Below are 17,492 nucleotides of genomic sequence, written 5' to 3' on the forward strand. Positions count from 1 at the left end.
GTTATGTTGACCTCCGTGGGAGACATGGGAGACAAGGGAGGCGCACCCGTGCCATCGCCGCAGCAGGCACGTGCACAGGCGTCGGCGATCACCTCGGGACGGGCCGCCCCGGAGTCGGAGATCTCCCCCACCTCCCGGCTCAGGACGCTCTTCGACCGGCCCCGCCTCTCCCCGGGGCAGCGGCGCATCGCGCAGTACCTCATCGAGCACCTCACCGAGGCGGCGTTCCTGTCGATCACCGACCTCGCCGACCGGGTGGGCGTGAGCCAGCCGTCGGTCACGCGGTTCGCCTCGGCGGTCGGCTTCAGCGGCTACCCGGCGTTGCGGGAGCAACTCCAGGCGATCGCGCTGGGCGGCCGGGGCGCGTCCGCGGCCGAGGAGTACCAGGGCAACGAACTGCAGGCGGCCGTGGACGCCGAGATCGAGAACCTGGAGAACCTGCGGCGCGACTTCGCCGACGCGGACCGGGTGATCGACGTCGGCCGCGAGCTGGCCGCCTCGGCGCCCCTGACCGTTCTCGGGCTGCGCATCTCCGTCTCGCTCGCCGAGTACTTCGCCTACGCGGCCCGCCGGGTCCATCCCGACGTGCGCCTGGTCACCCGGGGCGGCACGGTCGCCTACGACGCCCTGCTCCAGTCCCGGGAGGCGGGCGGCACCTGGGTGCTGGCCTTCTCCATGCCCCGGCACGCCCACGAGACCCTGGGCGCCGTGCGCGTGGCACGCGGCGCCGGGCTGAAGGTGGCGCTGATCACCGACCTCGCGCTCGGCCCGGTCGTGGACGAGGCCGACGTCACCTTCGCCACCGGCACGGGCTCCCGGCTCGTCTTCGACTCCTACGCGGCGCCGGGCGTGATGTGCGCGGCACTGCTGCAGGCCATGACCGACGCCGATCCCGAGCGGACGCAGGCGCGGCTGGAGGAGTACGAGCAGGTCGCGGACCAGCACCAGTTCTTCCTGCGCGACTGAGCCGCCCGGCGACTGGCCGGCGCAGACGGGGTCATCCCCCGTCAAAGCAGGCATGAATGTTTTCATACGTCTTGCAAACCGGAAGGCATATATAAATACTGCTCACGGATCGCGACCCGGCCGCCCCGGAACGCGTCCGACCTGCCGCGAACACCTCGGCCGCCGACTCCTACCCGCTCCGGCGCACCGGGTGTTCCGGAGCGGGCATCGCCTGCGCGAGCGCCCGCGGCGGTCCCGGTCGTCCCCTGGACCGGGACCGCCCCCACCCGTCGCCCACCCCGTCGACGCCGCACCCCCGGAAGCGATGATCATGCCCCTGACGACCACGCGCATCAGCCCGGACTGGCCCTGCCAGGTCAAGACCCCCGGCAGTTACGACTGGGAACGCTCGGCCACCAGGTGGCTGCGCGAGCTGGTCCCGGCGCGCTACGCCGGCTATCCGGCCCTGATCCGGCACCCGGTGCTGCTCGCCCGCCATGCGCAGCTCCAGGTCCAGCAGGAGATCCGGGTGGCCCGCACCGCGCTGCAGACCGCCCGGGCGGACCTGCCGCGGCTCGGCCTGCACGAGGCGGCCATCGAGCACACCATCAAGCTGTACGCGGCGGAGGTGCTCCAGTTGCAGCACATCGCGCGCAGCGTACGGGCCGTCACCGAGGCGCTGGCCGAGCGGGGCACCGCCGGACGCTGACCGGCCGACACACCTCAGTCCACCGGGTGTCCGGGCCGGATGGTGCGGGCGTCGGCGAGCCGCAGCAGCGGGCCGTCGGCGGTCTTCGCCCGCCCGCCCCACTCGACCGGCTCAAGGACGAAACCGACGTGGTCGCCCCCCGGCATCCGCGCCACGACCCGGCCGACGAACCACGCCTCGGCGTCCTCCAGTACGGGGGCCCCGCCGTACGCCTCCCGCCAGCGGACCCGCCGGAACTTGTCCGCGTCGTCGCCGGACAGCCCGCCGAAAAGCTCGGCGGTTTCGCGTTGGCCACGGGCCAGCAGGTGGACCGCCAGGACATCGGCGGACCGCGCGACGCGGAAGGTCCGGTTGACGTCGGAGATCCACACGGCGTACCGCACGGGCCGGATGGAGCACTGCGAGGAGAAACCGACCAGGCAGCCGGCCCGTTCTCCGTCCGCGGCGGCCGTGACGACGCACATGTCCGGGTCGAGCCGGTCCAGGAACACGTCCATGGCCGCCATGCTAGGCCGCCGGGGCGGCTCAGGCGGCGAGCAGGCGCCGCAGGGCCGTGCGCAGGGCGGTGACGAAGGCGTCACGGACCGGCTCGTCGAGGGCGTCCAGGGACAGGTAGGGGTTGAGGTCCTCCAGCTCGACCAGCAGCAGCTCGCCGCCCGGGGCGCGGCAGGCGTCGACGCGCTGGATGCCGTGGTCGATGCCGTTCCACTCGATGAACCGCCGTGCGAAATCGAGGTCGGCCACGGTGGCGTCGTACGGCTCCAGTTGCCAGCGGCGTTCGGGGTGCGGCGCGTGGAGGGCGTACTGGTAGTCGTGGTCGACGAAGTAGAAGGAGACCTCGTAGGCGAAGTCGACGCGCGGCTGGACGAGCAGGTCCCCGGCGTCGTTCAACGCCTCGGGCACGCGGCCCGCGGGGACGATCCTGAGGCCCGCCGAGTCGGCGCCGAGCCTGGGCTTGACGACGTACTCGTCCGCGACGGGCAGCCGGTGCAGGTCCTCGGCGCGGTCGACGGTGGGGATGACCGGGAAGCCCGCGGCGGTGAGGTCGAGCAGGTACTGCTTGCCGATCATGTCGGCCCTGCCGGTGAGCTGGTTGTAGACGCGCGTCCCGCGCTCGGCCGCGCGCTCGCGGAAGGCGTCGTACGCGGCCTTGTACTCCAGCACGGGCCCGCTGTTGCGGACGACGACGGCGTCGAAGGCGTCCAGCAGCGCGGCGGCGTCCCGGGGGTGGCACAGGGCCAGGTCGAACTCCTCGCGCAGCCGCGCGGTCAGGTGGATGTCCTCGTCGCAGTAGCGCCGCCCGCGCGCCTCGTAGGCCAGGTCGGTGACGTACAGGATGCGGGGGCGGGCGAACGGCATACGGGGCTCCTCCGGGGCTGATCGGAAGTGATCGTATGCGACCGGCGTGGCGAGGTGGCGGGTGCGGTCAGGCCCAGTCAGATGCGGGCAAGCGCACTCAGTTCCCTCCAATCGCTGCACTGAGTGCCATCAGCCTCGCCGGGCTGCTACGTTCCCCTTCATGAGCACCAGCAGCGCGGCTCCCCGCCGCGGGGACGGGACGGACCCGGCGGAGGTCCGGCCACCGATGCGGGAGGCGCTGGTCGCGGCGGCGTTCCGGCTGTTCCTGGAGCGGGGGTACGAACAGACCACCGTGGACGACATCGTGGCCCTCGCCGGCGTCGGACGGCGCTCCTTCTTCCGGTACTTCCCGTCCAAGGAGGACGTGGTCTTCCCCGACCACGAGCGGTGCCTGACCGACATGGAGGCGTTCCTGGCCCGCTCCCCCGAGGACGCCGACCCGGTGCGGCGGGTGTGCGACGCGGCCCGGCTGGTGCTGCGCATGTACGCCGAGAACCCGGCGTTCTCCGTCCAGCGCTACCGCCTCACCAAGCAGGTTCCCGGGCTGCGCGCCTACGAGTTGTCGGTGGTGTGGCGCTATGAGCGCGCCCTCGCCGAGTACCTGCGCGGGCGGCTGGGCGGACGCCCGGACGGGATCCTGCGCGCCGACGTGATCGCGGCCGCGGTGGTCGCGGCGCACAACAACGCCCTGCGGTCCTGGCTGCGTTCGGACGGCCGCGACGACGCGGGTGCCGCGGTGGACCACGCGCTGGCGTACGCGCAGTCCGCCTTCGGCGACGTGCCCGTGCCGCCCCACGGCACCTCGCCCGAGGACGTCGTGGTGGTGGCGGCGCGCCGCGGGACGCCCCTGTGGCAGGTGCTGCGGGAGATCGAGGACGCGTTCGCGCGCGGCTGACGGCCGGGAGACGGCCGGGAGACCACGCCTCGCACGTTCGCCCGCTCACGGCAATCCGGGGTACCGAGTGCCTTTACGAGTGACACTGAGTGCCATACGCTGTGCTCCGTGCACGGTGGCACGGTGAGCCGCGCACACGCGTGCCCGGTGACCGCGCACGCGGGATTCCGGCCCGAGTGCAGGGAGTTGACCAGCGTGTACCACTCAGGAAACGTCGCTCAGCAGGCGGCCGGCCCCGCGACGGGCCTGCTCGACCCGAAGGCCGGGAACCGGGCCCCGGACACCGAGGCCGTCTTCTACCAGCGCTGCACCTGGTGCGGCACCGCCATGTACCACCGGGTGCTGTGCCCGGTCTGCCGCGGCAGTGAGCTGCGGACGGAGCGGAGCGAGGGCACGGGGACGGTGCGCCACGCCACGGTGGTGCACCGCAACACCCCCGCCGCGCGCAATGTCTCCCTCATCGAGATGGCCGAGGGTTTCGTGCTGCGCGGCCGGGTCATGGGTCCGCTCATCGGCATCCACAGCGGCGACCGGGTGCGGCTGTCCACGGCCAAGGACCCGGTGCGCGGCGAGCCGGTCTTCCAACTGGTCGACGAGCCGTACCGGGCCTGGACCTGAGGGCCGGTCAGTTCTCGGAAGCCGACCCGGGCGTGAGCGTGATGCGGATGCCCAGGGTGCCGTCGAGCCCCCTGCGCAACCGGCTGCCGAGCAGGGTCAGCCGGCCGACGACGCCGTACTTGCGGGCGAGCAGCCGCCGGTAGCGGGCGGTGGTGGCCGGGTCGCAGATCTCCGCCGTTCCCGGGACCTGTGGGCCGGTCGGCCTGCCGCGCACGTCGCAGGGGCCCACCAGGACGTCGGCGCGGTTGCGCACGCGCTTGACCTTCCAGGCGTCGGCCACCGTCCAGACGCCGAGCGCGTCACCGTCCCGCACGACCCACACCGGGGTGGCGACCGGGGTGCCGTTCTTCCGGTACGTGGTGACCAGCAGGTACTTGCCGGAGCCGAGCCGGTCCAGTGACGCGTCGTCGTCCATGCCGGGAAGTCTAGGCGCCCCCGTGCCGGCGCCCGGCGCCGCCCTCGCTCACTCCAGGACCGACGCCATCCTGCGCACCGCTTCCGTGAGCACCTCCGGCGAGGTCGCCAGGTTGAGCCGTACGTGTCCCGCCCCGCCGCTGCCGAAGGGGACGCCGGAGCTGAGGGCCACCCGGCCCCGGTCGAGGAAGACCTCCGCCGGGTCGTCGCCGAGGCCGAGGGCGCGGCAGTCGAGCCAGGCCAGGTAGGTCGCCTCCCCGGGGCGGTGGACGACTCCCGGGAGCCGCTCGGCGAGCAGGGCGGTGAGCAGCCGCCGGTTCTCGTCGAGTCCGGCGAGCACGGCGTCCAGCCAGGCGGTGCCGTCGCGCAGGGCGGCGGTGTGGGCGAGGACGCCGACGTGACTCGGCCCGTGACCCACCTCCTCGGGCATCCGCGCCAGGTCGCCGGCGGCACCGGGTCCTGCGACGGCCAGGGCCGCCTTGAGGCCGGCCAGGTTCCAGCCCTTGGACGCCGACATCAGCGAGAGGCCGCGCTCGGCGCCGGGCACGCTCAGGTAGGGCACGAACCGCGCGTCGGGGGCGGTGACGACCGGGGCGTGGATCTCGTCGGCGACGACCCGGACGCCGTACCGCTCCGCGAGGGCGGCGACGGCCGCCAGTTCACCGGCGGTGTGGACGGTGCCGGTCGGGTTGTGCGGGCTGCACAGCAGGAAGGCCGCCCGGCCGCCGCCCGTGACGGCCCGCCGGAACTCCTCCTCCAGCACGCCGAGTTCGATCCGCAGGTCCGGACCGAGCGGCGCCTCGACCACGCGCCGGTCCAGGTGGGTGACGAACTGGTAGAACGGCGGGTACACCGGCGGGTTGACGATCACCGGGTCGCCGGGCCCGGTGACGAGCTTGAGCATCTCGACGACGCCCAGCATCACGTCGGGCACGATCGCCGTGCGTTCCACCGCCAGGTCGTCCCAGCCCCACCGCTTGCCGGCGAAGGCGGCGAGGGCCTCGGCGTAGGCGGTGCCGACGGGGTAGCCGGTGTCGCCGAGTTCCATGGCCCGCGTCACGGCACGCACGACGGGTCCGGCGAGCGGCACGTCCATCTCGGCCACCCACAGCGGCAGCACGTCCGCGGGGTAGGTACGCCACTTCATGCTCGTACGCCGGCGCAGCTGGTCCGGCGTGAGTGCGCGCAGGGGGTTCGGTTCACCGGACTGGTCCCACGGGATGCTGGTCATGAGGCCAAGATAGGTCGCCGCGGCGGCGCGGGGAACCGGACGCCCGCCCGGTGAACACGGACGTTCCCGCCCCCGTATGGGAGGGGGGCGCTCGACGTCCGGAGGCCCCCGCGGCGGCGACGCCGCGCGGTCGGTCCCGGGAGCGCACGCATGAGGCACGCACGACGACGCATCGTCCGGCGAGTGGCACGGCTGGCGGCCGTCGGCGGACTGCTGCTCGGGGGGACGATGGTCACCCGGGCCGTGGCGAGCGAGCCCCCCGACGCGTCCGCCGCACCGCGCACCCTCGCCCGGAGCGCGTCCGGCGCGGGCGCCGACCTCGTCTCCCGGCTCGGCACCGACCGCACGGCGGGTCACTGGGTCGGCTCCGACGGGCGGCCGGTGGTGGCGGTCACGGACGAGCGCGCGGCCGAGGCGGTACGGCGGGCGGGGGCCATGGCGAAGCGGGTGCGGCACAGCATGTCCGAGCTGAGGTCGGCGGCCTCGACGCTGCGTGCGGCGCCCCGGGTGTCCGGTACGGCCTGGGCGCTGGACTACCGGTCGAACGAGGTGGTGGTGCGCGGCGACCGCACGGTCTCCGGGTCCGACTGGTCGCGGCTGACGGGCGTCGCTCGGGGCATCGGCGGGTTCGTCCGCATGGAGCGCACGGAGGGCACCTTCACCACCCGGCTGAACGGGGCGGAGCCGATCCTGTCCACGGCGGGGCGCTGCTCGGCGGGGTTCAACGTGACCGACGGCACGAGCGACTTCATCCTGACCGCGGGCCACTGCGGGCCGTCGGGCTCCGTCTGGTTCGGCGACGGCCGGGGTGACCGGCAGGTCGGCACGACGGTCGCCGGCAGTTTCCCCGGGGACGACTTCTCCCTGGTCGAGTACGCGAACGGCAAGGCGGGCGACGGCGCCGACGTGGTGGCGGTCGGCGACGGCAAGGGGGTGCGGATCACGGGGACGGGTGAACCGGCGGTCGGGCAGCGGGTGTTCCGCAGCGGGAGTACCAGCGGGCTGCGCGACGGCCGGGTGACGGCCCTGGACGCCACGGTCAACTATCCGGAGGGCACGGTCACCGGTCTGATCGAGACCGATGTGTGCGCCGAGCCCGGGGACAGCGGTGGGCCGATGTTCTCCGAGGGCATCGCACTCGGTGTCACCTCGGGCGGCAGCGGTGACTGCGCCAAGGGCGGCACCACCTTCTTCCAGCCGCTGCCGGAGGCCATGGAGGCGCTCGGGGTCCGGCTCATCGGCTCCGGGCGGCAGGGCGCAGCCGCGGGCACCTCGGCAACCGCGTCACCGGGCGCCGCGGCCCCGGGGGCGCCCGCGACGGGCGTCGGCGGGTCGACCCTGCTCGCCCGCCTCGCGGACCCCCGCAACGTCGGCCCGGGGCTGCTGATCGTCGCGGGCAGCCTGGTGGCGCTGGTGGCCACGCGGTGGATCCGCGCGGAGCAGGACCGCAAGGCGTACCGGCGGCACTACTCGGCGACGTGGGGCTGACGGAGGCCGGTACGAGGTCCGGCCCGTGAGGGCTGCCGGGGGCGGCCGGGACGGCGAGGAGCCCGGGCGCCGGTCAGGCGGCGGTCACGGACTCCGGGGTCGCGGTGGCCCACTCCATGACGAGCCGCTGGTACTCCGCGCGCTGCTCGACGCTCAGTGTCCCGCCCGACCGGAGCCACAGGGCTCGGATCTCCTCGTTGACCTCGGCAGCCGATCGCTCGGAGGAGGGTTCAACAGTGGTGGACATGCTGTGAAGCATACGGCGCCCGGCGTGAAGACGATGTGAGTAATCGCGAGCCAAACGGACATAACGGACCGTGTTACTGATCACGTCGATGCTCCCATCTGTCAAGACCTGCGGGCGAGTTCGTTACCGCCGGATGTGTTCTGCCGCACACGGCTCACCTGTTCACACCTGCGCCGCCCCCAGCACCAGGACCTGGATGGCCAGTACGGCGGCGCCGCGCGCCCAGTCGTGGAAGTCGGACACCCGGGTCTCCAGACCGACCGGGGCGGCCCGCGGATGCCGGGTGGCGCGGACGGCCTCCTCCACCGCCTCGCCCGCCGCGTCCATCAGCCCGACCCCCTCCCCGGCCAGCAGGATCTTCTGCGGCATCACGAAGTTGGCGATCTGCGCCACCAGGGTGCCGAGCGCCCGCCCGGCCTCCGTCACGACCCGCGCGGACACGGGCTCGCCCGCGGCGGCGGAGGCGAGGATCTCCTCGTAGGTCCGGTCCCGGCCGGTGGCGGCCCGCACCTGGTAGCGGATGTTGGGGATGGTCAGCAGGGAGACGGCGCTGCCCCGCCGCCCGTCGGGGGTGAGCGGACCGCCGTGCGGATCCAGGATCCAGTGGCGCCCGAAGCCACGGTCCTCGTCCCCCGCGTACGGCACCCGCCTGCCGCCCAGCACCAGTCCGTACCCGATGCCGGCGCCGATGGTGAGGACGACGAACCGGTCCAGGCCGCGCCCCGCCCCGAACCAGGTCTCGGCCTCCACGAAGGCGGCCGTGTCGTTCTCGACGACGACCGGCAGCCCGGTGCGCTCCTCCACGAGGGCGGCCAGCGGCACCTCCCGCCACCCCAGGAAGGGGGACTCACCGACGACGGCCCGGTCCTCGACGAGTCCGCCGACGCCGATGCCGATCCCGGCGACCGCGGGCCGGCCGCGGGACAGTTCCGCGGTCATGCCGGCCAGCAGGGCGACGACCTCCGTGGGGTCGTGACCGGTGAGCGGTCGGTCGTGGCGGGCGACGATCTCGCTCCTGAGGGTGGTGACGACGCCGTACACCATGTCCTGAGTGATCTTGAAGCCGAGGAAGTACCGGGAGTCCGCGACCACGTCGAGCGGCTGCGACGGGCGGCCCTGCCGCACTCCGGCCCCGCCGCCCGCCTCCGGGACCTCCACCAGCAGCCCCGACTCGATGAGCGGCTTGGTCAGCCGGGTGAGGCTGCCGGGCGAGAGGCCGAGCCGCCGGGCGATCTCGCTGCGGGACAGGGGGCCGTGCACGAGGACCTCGATCGCCACGGAGCGTTCCCCGGGGCTCAGGGGCGGCCAGCTGTCGGCACGTGGGGGCATGGGCTCGCGTCCATTTTCTTCCGCGTCGGAAACAACGAGGGCACTGTATGCCGGTCTCGGCCACGAGAGAAGCGTGGAGGCAGAAGAGGCGCCACCTCTTGACGAGGAGATTGTTTCGCCACAAAAGTAAGTGAGTCCAAGCCGTCGCACCAATCCTCTCCCCCACCAGTGAAGGGCACTCCATTCATGACGTTCTCCCTCGGCATCGTCGGTGCCGGCCAGTTCTCCGGACAGTTCGCCAGGCTGTTCCTGGCGCACCCGGGTGTGCGCGACGTGTTCGTCACCGACCTGCTGCCGGAGCGCGCCGAGCGGGTCGCCGCCGCCGAGGGCCTGACCGGCACCTTCCCGAGCTACGAGGCGATGCTGGAGTCCGCCGCGGTCGACGCCGTCGCGGTCTTCACCCAGCGCTGGACGCACGGCCCGCTCGTGCTCCAGGGGCTGGGCGCGGGCAAGCACGTGTACTCGGCGGTCCCCATGGCGATCAGCGCGCAGGAGATCGCGGAGATCATCGACGCGGTCAGGGCGACCGGCCTGACCTACATGATGGGTGAGACCAGCCAGTACCACCCGGCGACGGTGCACGCCCGCAACAAGATCGCCGAGGGTGCCTTCGGCAGGCTCTTCCACGCCGAGGGCGACTACGTCCACGACATGGACCTCGGCTTCTACGACGCGTACCGGTACAGCGGCGGCGAGGACTGGAAGGCCACCGCGAGCTATCCGCCGCTGCTCTATCCCACGCACTCGGTGGGCGGGGTACTGGGCGCCTGGCGGACGCACGCGGTCGGCGTCTCGGCGATCGGCGTGGTCGACGAGCGCGGGGACGGGGTCTTCGACCGGTCGGTCAGCCGGTTCGACAACGACGTCTCCAACGCGACCGCGCTGTTCGAGGTGGCCGGTGGCGGTTCGTTCCGCACGAACGAGTTCCGCCGGGTCGGCTACCCGTCGCACCTCAGGGAGTCCCGGTTCCGGTTCTTCGGCACCGAGGCGAGCATGGAGCAGTTGGCCACGGTGGCGCTGTGGCAGGACAAGAGCGGGGTGGAGGACATCAGCGAACTGCTGGAGCCCAAGCCCACCACGTCCCCCGACGACCCGTCGCTCCAGCACATAGCGCCCGAGCTGCGGGCCGCCTTCACCTCGGGTTCGGCCCCCGTGCACGACCGGGCGCGGCTGCCGCGGGCCTTCGACCGGATGCCCAACGGGCACGAGGGCAGCCACCACTTCCTGGTGGACGACTTCGTGACCGCGGTCAACTCCCGGACCCTGCCGTCCGTGAACGCCTGGGTCGCCGCCCGCTACACCCTGCCGGGCATCGTCGCGCACGAGTCCGCGCGGCAGGGCGGGGTCCGTCTCGAGATCCCGGACTTCGGGGACGCCCCCGAGCTGTGAGGCGCCGCGGCACGCGCCGGGCGCCCGGCCCGGTCAGGTGCCCGGCTTGCGGCCGTACACGTAGACGTCGTCACCCTTCTTCAGCAGCGACCAGTACTTCTTGGCGGTGGTCTTCGTCATGTTGACGCAGCCGTGGGAGCCCGGCGGGTTCCACATGCTGACGCCGACGGAGTGGAAGGCCTGGCCGCCGTCGAAGAACTGGCTGTAGGGCATCGCTACGTGGTAGATGGTCGAGACGTGGTCGATGTGGCGCCAGTAGACCTTCTTCAGGCCGGTGCGGGTCTCGTAGCCGTTGCGCCCGGTGCGGACCGGCACCGGCCCGTACACCAGTTTCTTGCCGTCCTGGATCCAGCTCAGCTGGAGGCTGAGGTTCACACAGGCGATACGGCCCTTGTTGGTGGGGCACTTGCCGGATTTGTTCGGGTTCTTGCCGACGGCCTTCTGCTTGGTCATCAGGTCCATCACACCCCAGGTGACGGGCCCCGCGTAGCCGGCGTTCGGCTGGATGCCGTGCTTGGTCTGGAAGGCGCGGATGGCCTTGCAGTCGGCGGTGGACTGCTTGCCGTCGGCCTTGCGGCCGAGGAACTTCTCCACCTTCTTCTGGTACGGACCCGCCTTCGCGGTGCAGCTCGCGGCCTGGGCCGGTGCCGCCGTGAGTGCGAGTGTGAGCGGTGCCACCAGTGCGGTGACCCCGAGTGCGACGGCTCCCCGTCTGCGTTTGTCCCCCATGGCCGGTCATGCCTTTCGCGTCGAGGCGGTGCGCTGTGCGGAAGGTCGCCTTCGTGCGATCCCGGCATGCTAGACCGCCGTCCGGCGGCTTTGGTTGCGTGCCGCAGGCCGCCGGGACGCGACCGTGACAAACACCACCGGACCGCCCTTGTCCGTCAGTCCGCGCCTTCCGCCTCCGCGAGGGCCCGCCGGAAGCCGGTGTTGACCGCGGTCAGCCCGCCGTCGACCGTCAGGGTGGTCCCGGTGATCCAGGCGGCGTCGTGCGAGGCGAGGAAGGCGACGGCCGCCGCGATGTCCTCGGGCTCGCCGACCCGCCCGAGCGGGTACAGCCCCCGCACCGCGGCCAGTTCCTCGTCCCGGCCCTCCCAGGCCGTGGTGCGCACCGTGCCCGGCGTCACCAGGTTGACGCGGACACCGCGCGGGGCAGCGTGTCCGGCGAGGGTGCGGGTCAGCGAGCCGAGACCGGCCTTCGCGGCGCTGTAGGCGTGGTTGCCGAAGTCCTGGACCCCGTTGACCGAGCCGATGCTCACGATCGCGCCGCGCCCCGAGGCCGCGAGGTGGGGCAGGGCGGCCCGGCAGCAGCGGTAGGCCCCGGTGAGGGTGACGTCGAGGTCGCGGGCCCAGACCTCGTCCGGCTCGTCCTCGAAGAGCGGGGCGTCGGGCGTGCAGGCGAAGGCGTTGTTGACCAGCACGTCCAGGCCGCCGAAGGTCTCCACGGCGTGGGCGACGGCCGCCTCCACGGACGCCCGGTCGCCCACGTCGCAGGCGAACGCGGCCACGTCGAGCCCGTCGTCCGCCAGCCCCTCCGCCCTCCGCCGCGCCGCGGGGAGGTCCACGTCGGTCAGCAGCACCCGGGCCCCCTCCGTGGCGAGCCGGCGTGCGGTGGCCGCGCCGATGCCCCGGGCCGCGCCCGTCACGAGTGCCGCGTGGTCGGTGAATCGCCTGGTGTCCGTCATGGGCCCGACCGTACTGCCGCGACGATCACACCGGCAGCTACCGTGCGGCCATGTCCACGTTCCTGCAGCAACTCCCCGCGCTCATAGGCGTCGTCATCGGCGCCCTCGGTTCCTATCTCGCCGTGGTCCGCAGCGACCGGGCCCGGTTCGACCGGGAGACGGCGGCCCGCTGGGAGGAGCGCAGGCTCGCGGTGTACGCCGACTACGCGCGGACCGTGAAGACCTCCGTGACGCTGACGTACCGGGTCGCCGCCCACCTCGGCAACGACCCCCACCCGCATCCGCTGACTCCCCAGGAGGCCGCCCCCGCCCAGGCCGAGGCCACCGTCGCCCGGGACCCGGCCGGTGAGACGCTGCTCCTGCTGGGAAGCAAGGACGTGGTGGCGAAGGCGCGGGTCTGGGTGGTGACCGTGATGGAGATGGAACGCTTCCTGCGCGAGGAGACCCGCGACCCGGACGCCTGGCGGGTCCTGCTGGAGCGGCAGCGCACCGCACGCGAGGGCTACTACAGGGCCGTGCGCGAGGACCTCGCCCTGCCGCCGGGGCACGGCGCCCGGTGGCCGTTGCCGCCGGTCAGCGGTAACCGGTGACGTCGGCCGGTTTGTCCGCGTCCTGGACCTCGACGAGATAGCGCCAGGCGTCCGGGCGGCTGCCGTCGAGGTCGGTGAAGCCGTACTGCTGGGCGAGGCCGCCGCTGGAGAGGGACTGGCCGTTGAAGCGCGCCGCGGCCGGGTCGGCGGCGAGGGCGGCGACCGCGCGGCCGACGTAGCGGGGCGTCTCGGAGATGGCGAAGTGCGGGACGCGGTCGAGGGCGTCGCGCCAGTTCTCCTCGCGCACGCCGAAGTGGTCGAGCATGATCTCCGAGCGCAGCCAGCCGGGGGTCAGCGCGACGGCCGTGGCGCCGCGCGGCCCCACCTCGTGCCCGAGGGAGAAGGCCATGCGCAGGACGGACGTCTTGGCGAGGTCGTAGAAGAACGAGTTGCGGTAGTGGTCGCGGTTGTAGGCGTCGGTGCCGTCGGTGACCTCGACGACGAGTCCGCCGGGGCGGCGCAGCAGCAGCGGCAGGGCGTGGTGGCTGGTGATGGCGTGGGTCTCGACGGCGAGCCGCAGCAGCCTGAGCCCCTTGTCGAGGTCGTGCTCCCAGACCGGGCTGTCCCACTCGAAGAGCGTCTCGCCGCCCCAGATGTCGTTGACCAGGATGTCGAGGCGGGCCTGTTCGCTGGCGATCCGGTCGACGACGGCGGCGACCTGCGCCGGGTCGAGGTGGTCGGCGGGTACGGCGATGCCCTGTCCGCCCGCCTCGGTGACCAGGTCGGCGGTGTCCTCGATCACCTCGGGACGGTCGTACTCCGAGCGCCGGGCGCGGGTGCTGCGGCCGGTGACGTAGACGGTGGCGCCGGCCGCGCCCAGTTCGACGGCGATGCCCCGTCCGGCGCCGCGGGTCGCCCCGGCGACCAGTGCGACCCTGCCCGCCAGCGGACCTTTCGATGACCCTGTCATGTCCGGCTTCCGTTCCTCTCCCTCACGTCCCGCACGAACTCACGTCGCGTACGGGTTCACGTCGCCTACGGGCGATGTCGTGTTCGAGAGTGCCCGGGAAGCCGGACATCTTCTGTCACCTTTACCGCGTGTCCCGCGTCTACCGGGGCGAGCGGGACGCGGCCGCGCCGGTCTAGTGCCCGCGCCTGATCCATTCCTCCAGGTGCGGGGCCTCGGCGCCGATGGTCGTGGAGTCGCCGTGGCCGGTGCGGACCTCGGTCTCGGGCGGGAGGACCAACAGCTTGTCCCGGATCGAGTCGATGATGGTCGGGAAGTGCGAGTAGGACCGGCCGGTGGCGCCGGGCCCGCCCTGGAAGAGGGTGTCACCGGTGAAGACGGTGCCGAGGCCGGGGTCGTAGAGGCAGACCGCGCCGGGTGCGTGGCCCGGGGTGTGCAGGACGGTCAGGTCGGCGCCCGCGGCCTCGATGACGAGGTCGTCGGTCAGCCAGGCGTCCGGGTCGCGGTCGGGGTGGGTCTGCTGCCACAGGGGCAGGTCATCGCGGTGCAGCCAGATGGTGGCGCCGGTGCGCTCGGCGAGGGCGGGGGCGGCGTCGATGTGGTCGTTGTGGGCGTGGGTGCACACGATGGCGGTGAGCCGCCGGTCCCCGACGGCCTCGGCGATCGCGTCGGCGTCGTGGGCGGCGTCGATGACGACGACCTCGTGGTCGTCGCCGACGAGCCAGACGTTGTTGTCGACGTCCCAGGTGCCGCCGTCGAGGCTGAACTGTCCCGAGGTGACGAGGCGTTCGATGCGGGCGGCCATCAGAGCACCACCACCGAGCGCAGCACGTCACCGGCGTGCATCCGGTCGAAGGCCTGCTCGACCTGGTCGAGACCGATCGTCTCGGTGACGAACTTGCCGAGGTCCAGGCGGCCCTGGAGGTGGAGGTCGATGAGCATCGGGAAGTCGCGGGAGGGCAGGCAGTCGCCGTACCAGGAGGACTTGAGGGAGCCGCCGCGGCCGAACACGTCGAGCAGCGGCAGTTCCAGCTTCATCTCGGGGGTCGGCACACCGACGAGGACGACGGTGCCGGCCAGGTCGCGGGCGTAGAAGGCCTGCCGGTAGGTCTCGGGGCGGCCGACGGCCTCGATGACGACGTCGGCGCCGAAGCCGCCGGTCAGTTCCCGGATCGCGTCGACGGGGTCGGTCTCGCGGGAGTTGACGGTGTGGGTCGCGCCCATGCTCCGGGCGGTCTCCAGTTTGCGGTCGTCGATGTCCACGGCGATGACCTTCGACGCACCCGCCAGGTGGGACCCGGCGATCGCCGCGTCGCCGACGCCGCCGCAGCCGATGACGGCGACGGTGTCACCGCGGCCGACGTTGCCGGTGTTGATGGCGGCGCCGATGCCTGCCATCACCCCGCAGCCGAGGAGCCCGGCCACCTCGGCGGAGACGGCCGGGGCGACCTTGGTGCACTGTCCGGCGGCGACCAGGGTCTTCTCGGCGAAGGCGCCGATGCCGAGCGCCGGGGAGAGTTCCTGGCCGGTCGAGGCGAGGGTCATCTTCTGCTCGGCGTTGTGGGTGTCGAAGCAGTACCAGGGCCGTCCGCGCAGACAGGCCCGGCACTTGCCGCACACGGCACGCCAGTTGAGGATCACGAAATCGCCGGGGGCGACGTCGGTGACACCGGCGCCGACCGACTCCACGACGCCCGCGGCCTCGTGGCCGAGCAGGAAGGGGAAGTCGTCACTGATGCCGCCCTGCTTGTAGTGCAGGTCGGTGTGGCACACCCCGCATGCCTGGATCTCGACCACGGCCTCGCCCGGGCCGGGGTCCGGCACGACGATCGTCTCGATCCGCACCGGCTCGTCCTTGCCCGGCGCGATCACGCCGCGTACTTCCTGCGCCATGGTCCTGACCCCTTCCTCGGCCGTTCAGCGTTCCCCCAGACCCTACGCGCAAGTGATCGTGAAGGGGCGGGTGACCGGGCGGTTCACGGGGTCCGGCCGACCGGGTCCTCAGGCTGGACGCGGGCGTCAGCCCAGGGCCGGGACGACGCCGAAGAGGGGCGAGACCAGGCCGGTGACCTGCTGGAGCTGCTGGAGGTCCTGCAGCCGGTTCAGCTGCTGGGACGGGAGCGGCATCCGCGCCCGGTCCTCGGCGGGCATGTCATCGACCGCGAGGGAGTCGAGGGTGTTCGTCACGCTGAGCTTCTTCGTGCCCAGCGCGCCCCCGTCGGCCGCGCTCGCCATGGGGACGGCGAGGCCGGTGACACCGGCGGCGAGTCCGACGACGGCGACGATACGTCGTGTTGAGATCATGTCCTGAGCAACGCGGGCGCCCCGGGACGGACACGGGCGGGCGGCGCCGCTCACCCGTGAGGACCAGTGTCACGGATGCCGTTGCCGAGGGCGCCGGAACGGAGGAACCTCGAAAGGAGAGGGCCGAAACGGCCCGTTCCCGCTGCGGACCGCGGCCTTCGCCCTTCGAAGGAGGTCGTCATGAGCACCACGGCAGGCCCCGGCTTCGACACCGAAGCGCTGCGCCGGGGCATCGAGGCAGAGACGGCGGCGCCCCTGTTGTCGCTGTACGCGCGGGACGCGGAGGTCCGCATCGTCGACCGGTACGACCAGCCCAGCCGCCCCAAGGTCCTGCACGGCCGGGACGAGATCGCCGAGATGCTCGACGACGTCTACAGCCGCGACCTGACCCACCGGATGGCACGCTGCGTGGTCCAGGGCGACCAGGTGGCGTTCAGCGAGGAGTGCACCTACCCGGACGGGGTGCGGGTGCTCTCCGAGTCGATGCTGTCGCTGCGCGACGGCGAGATCGTCGAGCAGACCATGATCCAGGCCTGGGACGAGTAGTCCGGGGCCTCGGGAGACGGCCGGGTCAGCGTGTCCAGGCGCTGTACTCCATGACGTCGCCGGCCGCGACGCCGTACTCCGGCTGTGCCTCGGTGAAGGTGGTCTCCAGACCGAGGACGGCGCCGGTGTCCGGGTTCATGATCAGCATGCGGCGCACGCCGGTCACCTCGTGGACGTAGGCCTGGCCGTGCCGCCCGAGGCGGTCGGTGACCTCTCCGGCGGGCCGCAGTCCGCCGGTGTCCGCGAGGAGGCGGACGAGTGCCGCCGACTCGCGGGCGCCCAGGGTCCAGTTGTCGAGGAGCAGGTCGGCCGCGTCGAGCAGCTGGGAGGTGTTCATCGCGTCGGTCCGCTGGGCCTCCTCCAGGTAGGCGCGCAGCCGGCCGGGGTCGTGCGGCGGCCGGGCGTGGGGCGGGGCGTCGCTCCAGCTCGGCGGGTACGTCGTGTCGCTGATGACGTGGCCGTCCTCGACCCGGCGCGGGTTGCCGTCCGCGTCCTCGCCGATGACCGGGCGGCCGGGGTGGCGCGGGTCGGTGGCCACCACCAGCTCGGTGTGCCGGCCGTCGGCCGTCCAGCGCACGACGCGCTCCTCGGGCAGCGTGATCGGAGGTGCGTCGTCGGACATGCCGAGGCTCCAGGACTGTACGTGCGTGCCCTTGCGCAGGGCCGGCCCGCCGTCCGCCGCGGCGGCCTCGGCGCGCTCGGCGAGCCGGTCCAGGGAGACGGGGGTGGCGTCGGCGCGTACGGCGAGCGGGCGGGGCGCGGCGACGGCGGGCGGGGCGCCCGGTCCGCCGAGCAGCAGGGCCAGTGCGGTCACGGCGACGACGGCGCCGGAGATC

Annotated in this window: 21 protein-coding genes; 8 read left to right on the forward strand and 13 right to left on the reverse strand. The window is 72.9% G+C overall.

Annotation, left to right across the window (positions count from 1 at the left end; all coding sequences use genetic code 11):
• Positions 1–24 precede the first annotated feature (24 nt).
• Both BZZ08_RS29985 and BZZ08_RS29990 read left to right on the forward strand, forming a co-directional pair.
• Positions 25–966, forward strand: a complete 942-nt coding sequence (locus BZZ08_RS29985) for a MurR/RpiR family transcriptional regulator (RefSeq protein ID WP_104635351.1) — start codon at positions 25–27, stop codon at positions 964–966.
• Between the two features lie 304 nt (positions 967–1,270).
• A complete protein-coding gene (locus tag BZZ08_RS29990) occupies positions 1,271–1,654 on the forward strand; it encodes a hypothetical protein (protein ID WP_198601771.1) in 384 nt (127 codons plus the stop codon).
• A gap of 14 nt (positions 1,655–1,668) precedes the next feature.
• Here the strand turns inward: BZZ08_RS29990 and BZZ08_RS29995 are convergent, their stop codons facing one another.
• Positions 1,669–2,160: a flavin reductase family protein gene (locus BZZ08_RS29995; RefSeq protein ID WP_104635352.1), complete on the reverse strand. Its 492-nt coding sequence runs from the start codon at positions 2,158–2,160 to the stop codon at positions 1,669–1,671.
• Positions 2,161–2,179: 19 nt separating this feature from the next.
• On the reverse strand, positions 2,180–3,013 hold the full coding sequence (locus BZZ08_RS30000; RefSeq protein ID WP_198601772.1) for a hypothetical protein: 834 nt from the start codon (positions 3,011–3,013) through the stop codon (positions 2,180–2,182).
• 160 nt (positions 3,014–3,173) lie between these two features.
• Here BZZ08_RS30000 and BZZ08_RS30005 point away from each other — a divergent pair, with 160 nt between their 5' ends.
• Together BZZ08_RS30005 and BZZ08_RS30010 are read left to right on the forward strand one after the other, a co-directional pair.
• The gene (locus tag BZZ08_RS30005; protein ID WP_104635353.1) at positions 3,174–3,908 is read left to right on the forward strand and encodes a TetR family transcriptional regulator; all 735 of its coding nucleotides are present in this window, start codon (positions 3,174–3,176) and stop codon (positions 3,906–3,908) included.
• Between the two features lie 195 nt (positions 3,909–4,103).
• Positions 4,104–4,526 (forward strand): Zn-ribbon domain-containing OB-fold protein, encoded by a 423-nt coding sequence (locus tag BZZ08_RS30010; RefSeq protein WP_104635354.1) that lies wholly within the window; start codon positions 4,104–4,106, stop codon positions 4,524–4,526.
• Positions 4,527–4,533: 7 nt separating this feature from the next.
• Here the strand turns inward: BZZ08_RS30010 and BZZ08_RS30015 are convergent, their stop codons facing one another.
• Positions 4,534–4,941 carry a PPOX class F420-dependent oxidoreductase gene (locus BZZ08_RS30015; RefSeq protein WP_104635355.1) on the reverse strand — a complete coding sequence of 136 codons (408 nt, stop codon included), beginning with the start codon at positions 4,939–4,941 and terminating at the stop codon, positions 4,534–4,536.
• Positions 4,942–4,989: 48 nt separating this feature from the next.
• Positions 4,990–6,171, reverse strand: a complete 1,182-nt coding sequence (locus tag BZZ08_RS30020) for a MalY/PatB family protein (RefSeq protein ID WP_104635356.1) — start codon at positions 6,169–6,171, stop codon at positions 4,990–4,992.
• A gap of 150 nt (positions 6,172–6,321) precedes the next feature.
• Between BZZ08_RS30020 and BZZ08_RS30025 the strand changes: the two genes are divergently transcribed.
• Complete coding sequence (locus BZZ08_RS30025; protein ID WP_104635357.1) at positions 6,322–7,659, forward strand: S1 family peptidase; 1,338 nt, start codon at positions 6,322–6,324, stop codon at positions 7,657–7,659.
• Between the two features lie 73 nt (positions 7,660–7,732).
• Here the strand turns inward: BZZ08_RS30025 and BZZ08_RS30030 are convergent, their stop codons facing one another.
• Together BZZ08_RS30030 and BZZ08_RS30035 are read right to left on the reverse strand one after the other, a co-directional pair.
• Positions 7,733–7,918 carry a hypothetical protein gene (locus BZZ08_RS30030; protein WP_104635358.1) on the reverse strand — a complete coding sequence of 62 codons (186 nt, stop codon included), beginning with the start codon at positions 7,916–7,918 and terminating at the stop codon, positions 7,733–7,735.
• Between the two features lie 150 nt (positions 7,919–8,068).
• Complete coding sequence (locus BZZ08_RS30035) at positions 8,069–9,235, reverse strand: ROK family transcriptional regulator (protein WP_104635359.1); 1,167 nt, start codon at positions 9,233–9,235, stop codon at positions 8,069–8,071.
• A gap of 186 nt (positions 9,236–9,421) precedes the next feature.
• Between BZZ08_RS30035 and BZZ08_RS30040 the strand changes: the two genes are divergently transcribed.
• Positions 9,422–10,624 (forward strand): Gfo/Idh/MocA family protein, encoded by a 1,203-nt coding sequence (locus tag BZZ08_RS30040; protein WP_104635360.1) that lies wholly within the window; start codon positions 9,422–9,424, stop codon positions 10,622–10,624.
• 33 nt (positions 10,625–10,657) lie between these two features.
• Here the strand turns inward: BZZ08_RS30040 and BZZ08_RS30045 are convergent, their stop codons facing one another.
• Together BZZ08_RS30045 and BZZ08_RS30050 are read right to left on the reverse strand one after the other, a co-directional pair.
• Positions 10,658–11,353: a L,D-transpeptidase family protein gene (locus tag BZZ08_RS30045; RefSeq protein WP_104635361.1), complete on the reverse strand. Its 696-nt coding sequence runs from the start codon at positions 11,351–11,353 to the stop codon at positions 10,658–10,660.
• 155 nt (positions 11,354–11,508) lie between these two features.
• Positions 11,509–12,309 (reverse strand): SDR family NAD(P)-dependent oxidoreductase, encoded by an 801-nt coding sequence (locus BZZ08_RS30050; RefSeq protein WP_104635362.1) that lies wholly within the window; start codon positions 12,307–12,309, stop codon positions 11,509–11,511.
• A 50-nt stretch (positions 12,310–12,359) separates the two neighbouring features.
• On the opposite strand from BZZ08_RS30050, the gene BZZ08_RS30055 reads away from it, so the two are divergent.
• Entirely contained in the window at positions 12,360–12,899 is a 540-nt protein-coding gene (locus BZZ08_RS30055; protein WP_104635363.1) for a hypothetical protein, read from the forward strand.
• On the opposite strand, the gene BZZ08_RS30060 is transcribed toward BZZ08_RS30055, so the two are convergent.
• The 4 genes from BZZ08_RS30060 to BZZ08_RS30075 all read right to left on the reverse strand — a co-directional run bounded on the left by BZZ08_RS30060 (position 12,883) and on the right by BZZ08_RS30075 (position 16,110).
• The gene (locus BZZ08_RS30060) at positions 12,883–13,809 is read right to left on the reverse strand and encodes an SDR family oxidoreductase (RefSeq protein ID WP_104635364.1); all 927 of its coding nucleotides are present in this window, start codon (positions 13,807–13,809) and stop codon (positions 12,883–12,885) included. The genes BZZ08_RS30055 and BZZ08_RS30060 overlap by 17 nt on opposite strands.
• A gap of 172 nt (positions 13,810–13,981) precedes the next feature.
• On the reverse strand, positions 13,982–14,611 hold the full coding sequence (locus BZZ08_RS30065; RefSeq protein ID WP_104635365.1) for an MBL fold metallo-hydrolase: 630 nt from the start codon (positions 14,609–14,611) through the stop codon (positions 13,982–13,984).
• Positions 14,611–15,699, reverse strand: a complete 1,089-nt coding sequence (locus tag BZZ08_RS30070; RefSeq protein ID WP_104635366.1) for an S-(hydroxymethyl)mycothiol dehydrogenase — start codon at positions 15,697–15,699, stop codon at positions 14,611–14,613. Before BZZ08_RS30070 ends, BZZ08_RS30065 begins: the two co-directional genes overlap by 1 nt.
• A 126-nt stretch (positions 15,700–15,825) precedes the next feature.
• Complete coding sequence (locus BZZ08_RS30075; RefSeq protein WP_104635367.1) at positions 15,826–16,110, reverse strand: hypothetical protein; 285 nt, start codon at positions 16,108–16,110, stop codon at positions 15,826–15,828.
• Positions 16,111–16,290: 180 nt separating this feature from the next.
• Here BZZ08_RS30075 and BZZ08_RS30080 point away from each other — a divergent pair, with 180 nt between their 5' ends.
• Positions 16,291–16,656 carry a nuclear transport factor 2 family protein gene (locus BZZ08_RS30080; protein WP_104635368.1) on the forward strand — a complete coding sequence of 122 codons (366 nt, stop codon included), beginning with the start codon at positions 16,291–16,293 and terminating at the stop codon, positions 16,654–16,656.
• A 25-nt stretch (positions 16,657–16,681) separates the two neighbouring features.
• Here BZZ08_RS30080 and BZZ08_RS30085 read toward each other — a convergent pair.
• Positions 16,682–17,492, reverse strand: an 811-nt coding sequence (locus BZZ08_RS30085; RefSeq protein ID WP_104635369.1) for a CU044_5270 family protein, incomplete at its 5' end; no start/stop codon positions are given.

Origin of the sequence: Streptomyces sp. MH60 (genome assembly GCF_002939385.1) — a bacterium.
Lineage (GTDB): Bacteria > Actinomycetota > Actinomycetes > Streptomycetales > Streptomycetaceae > Streptomyces.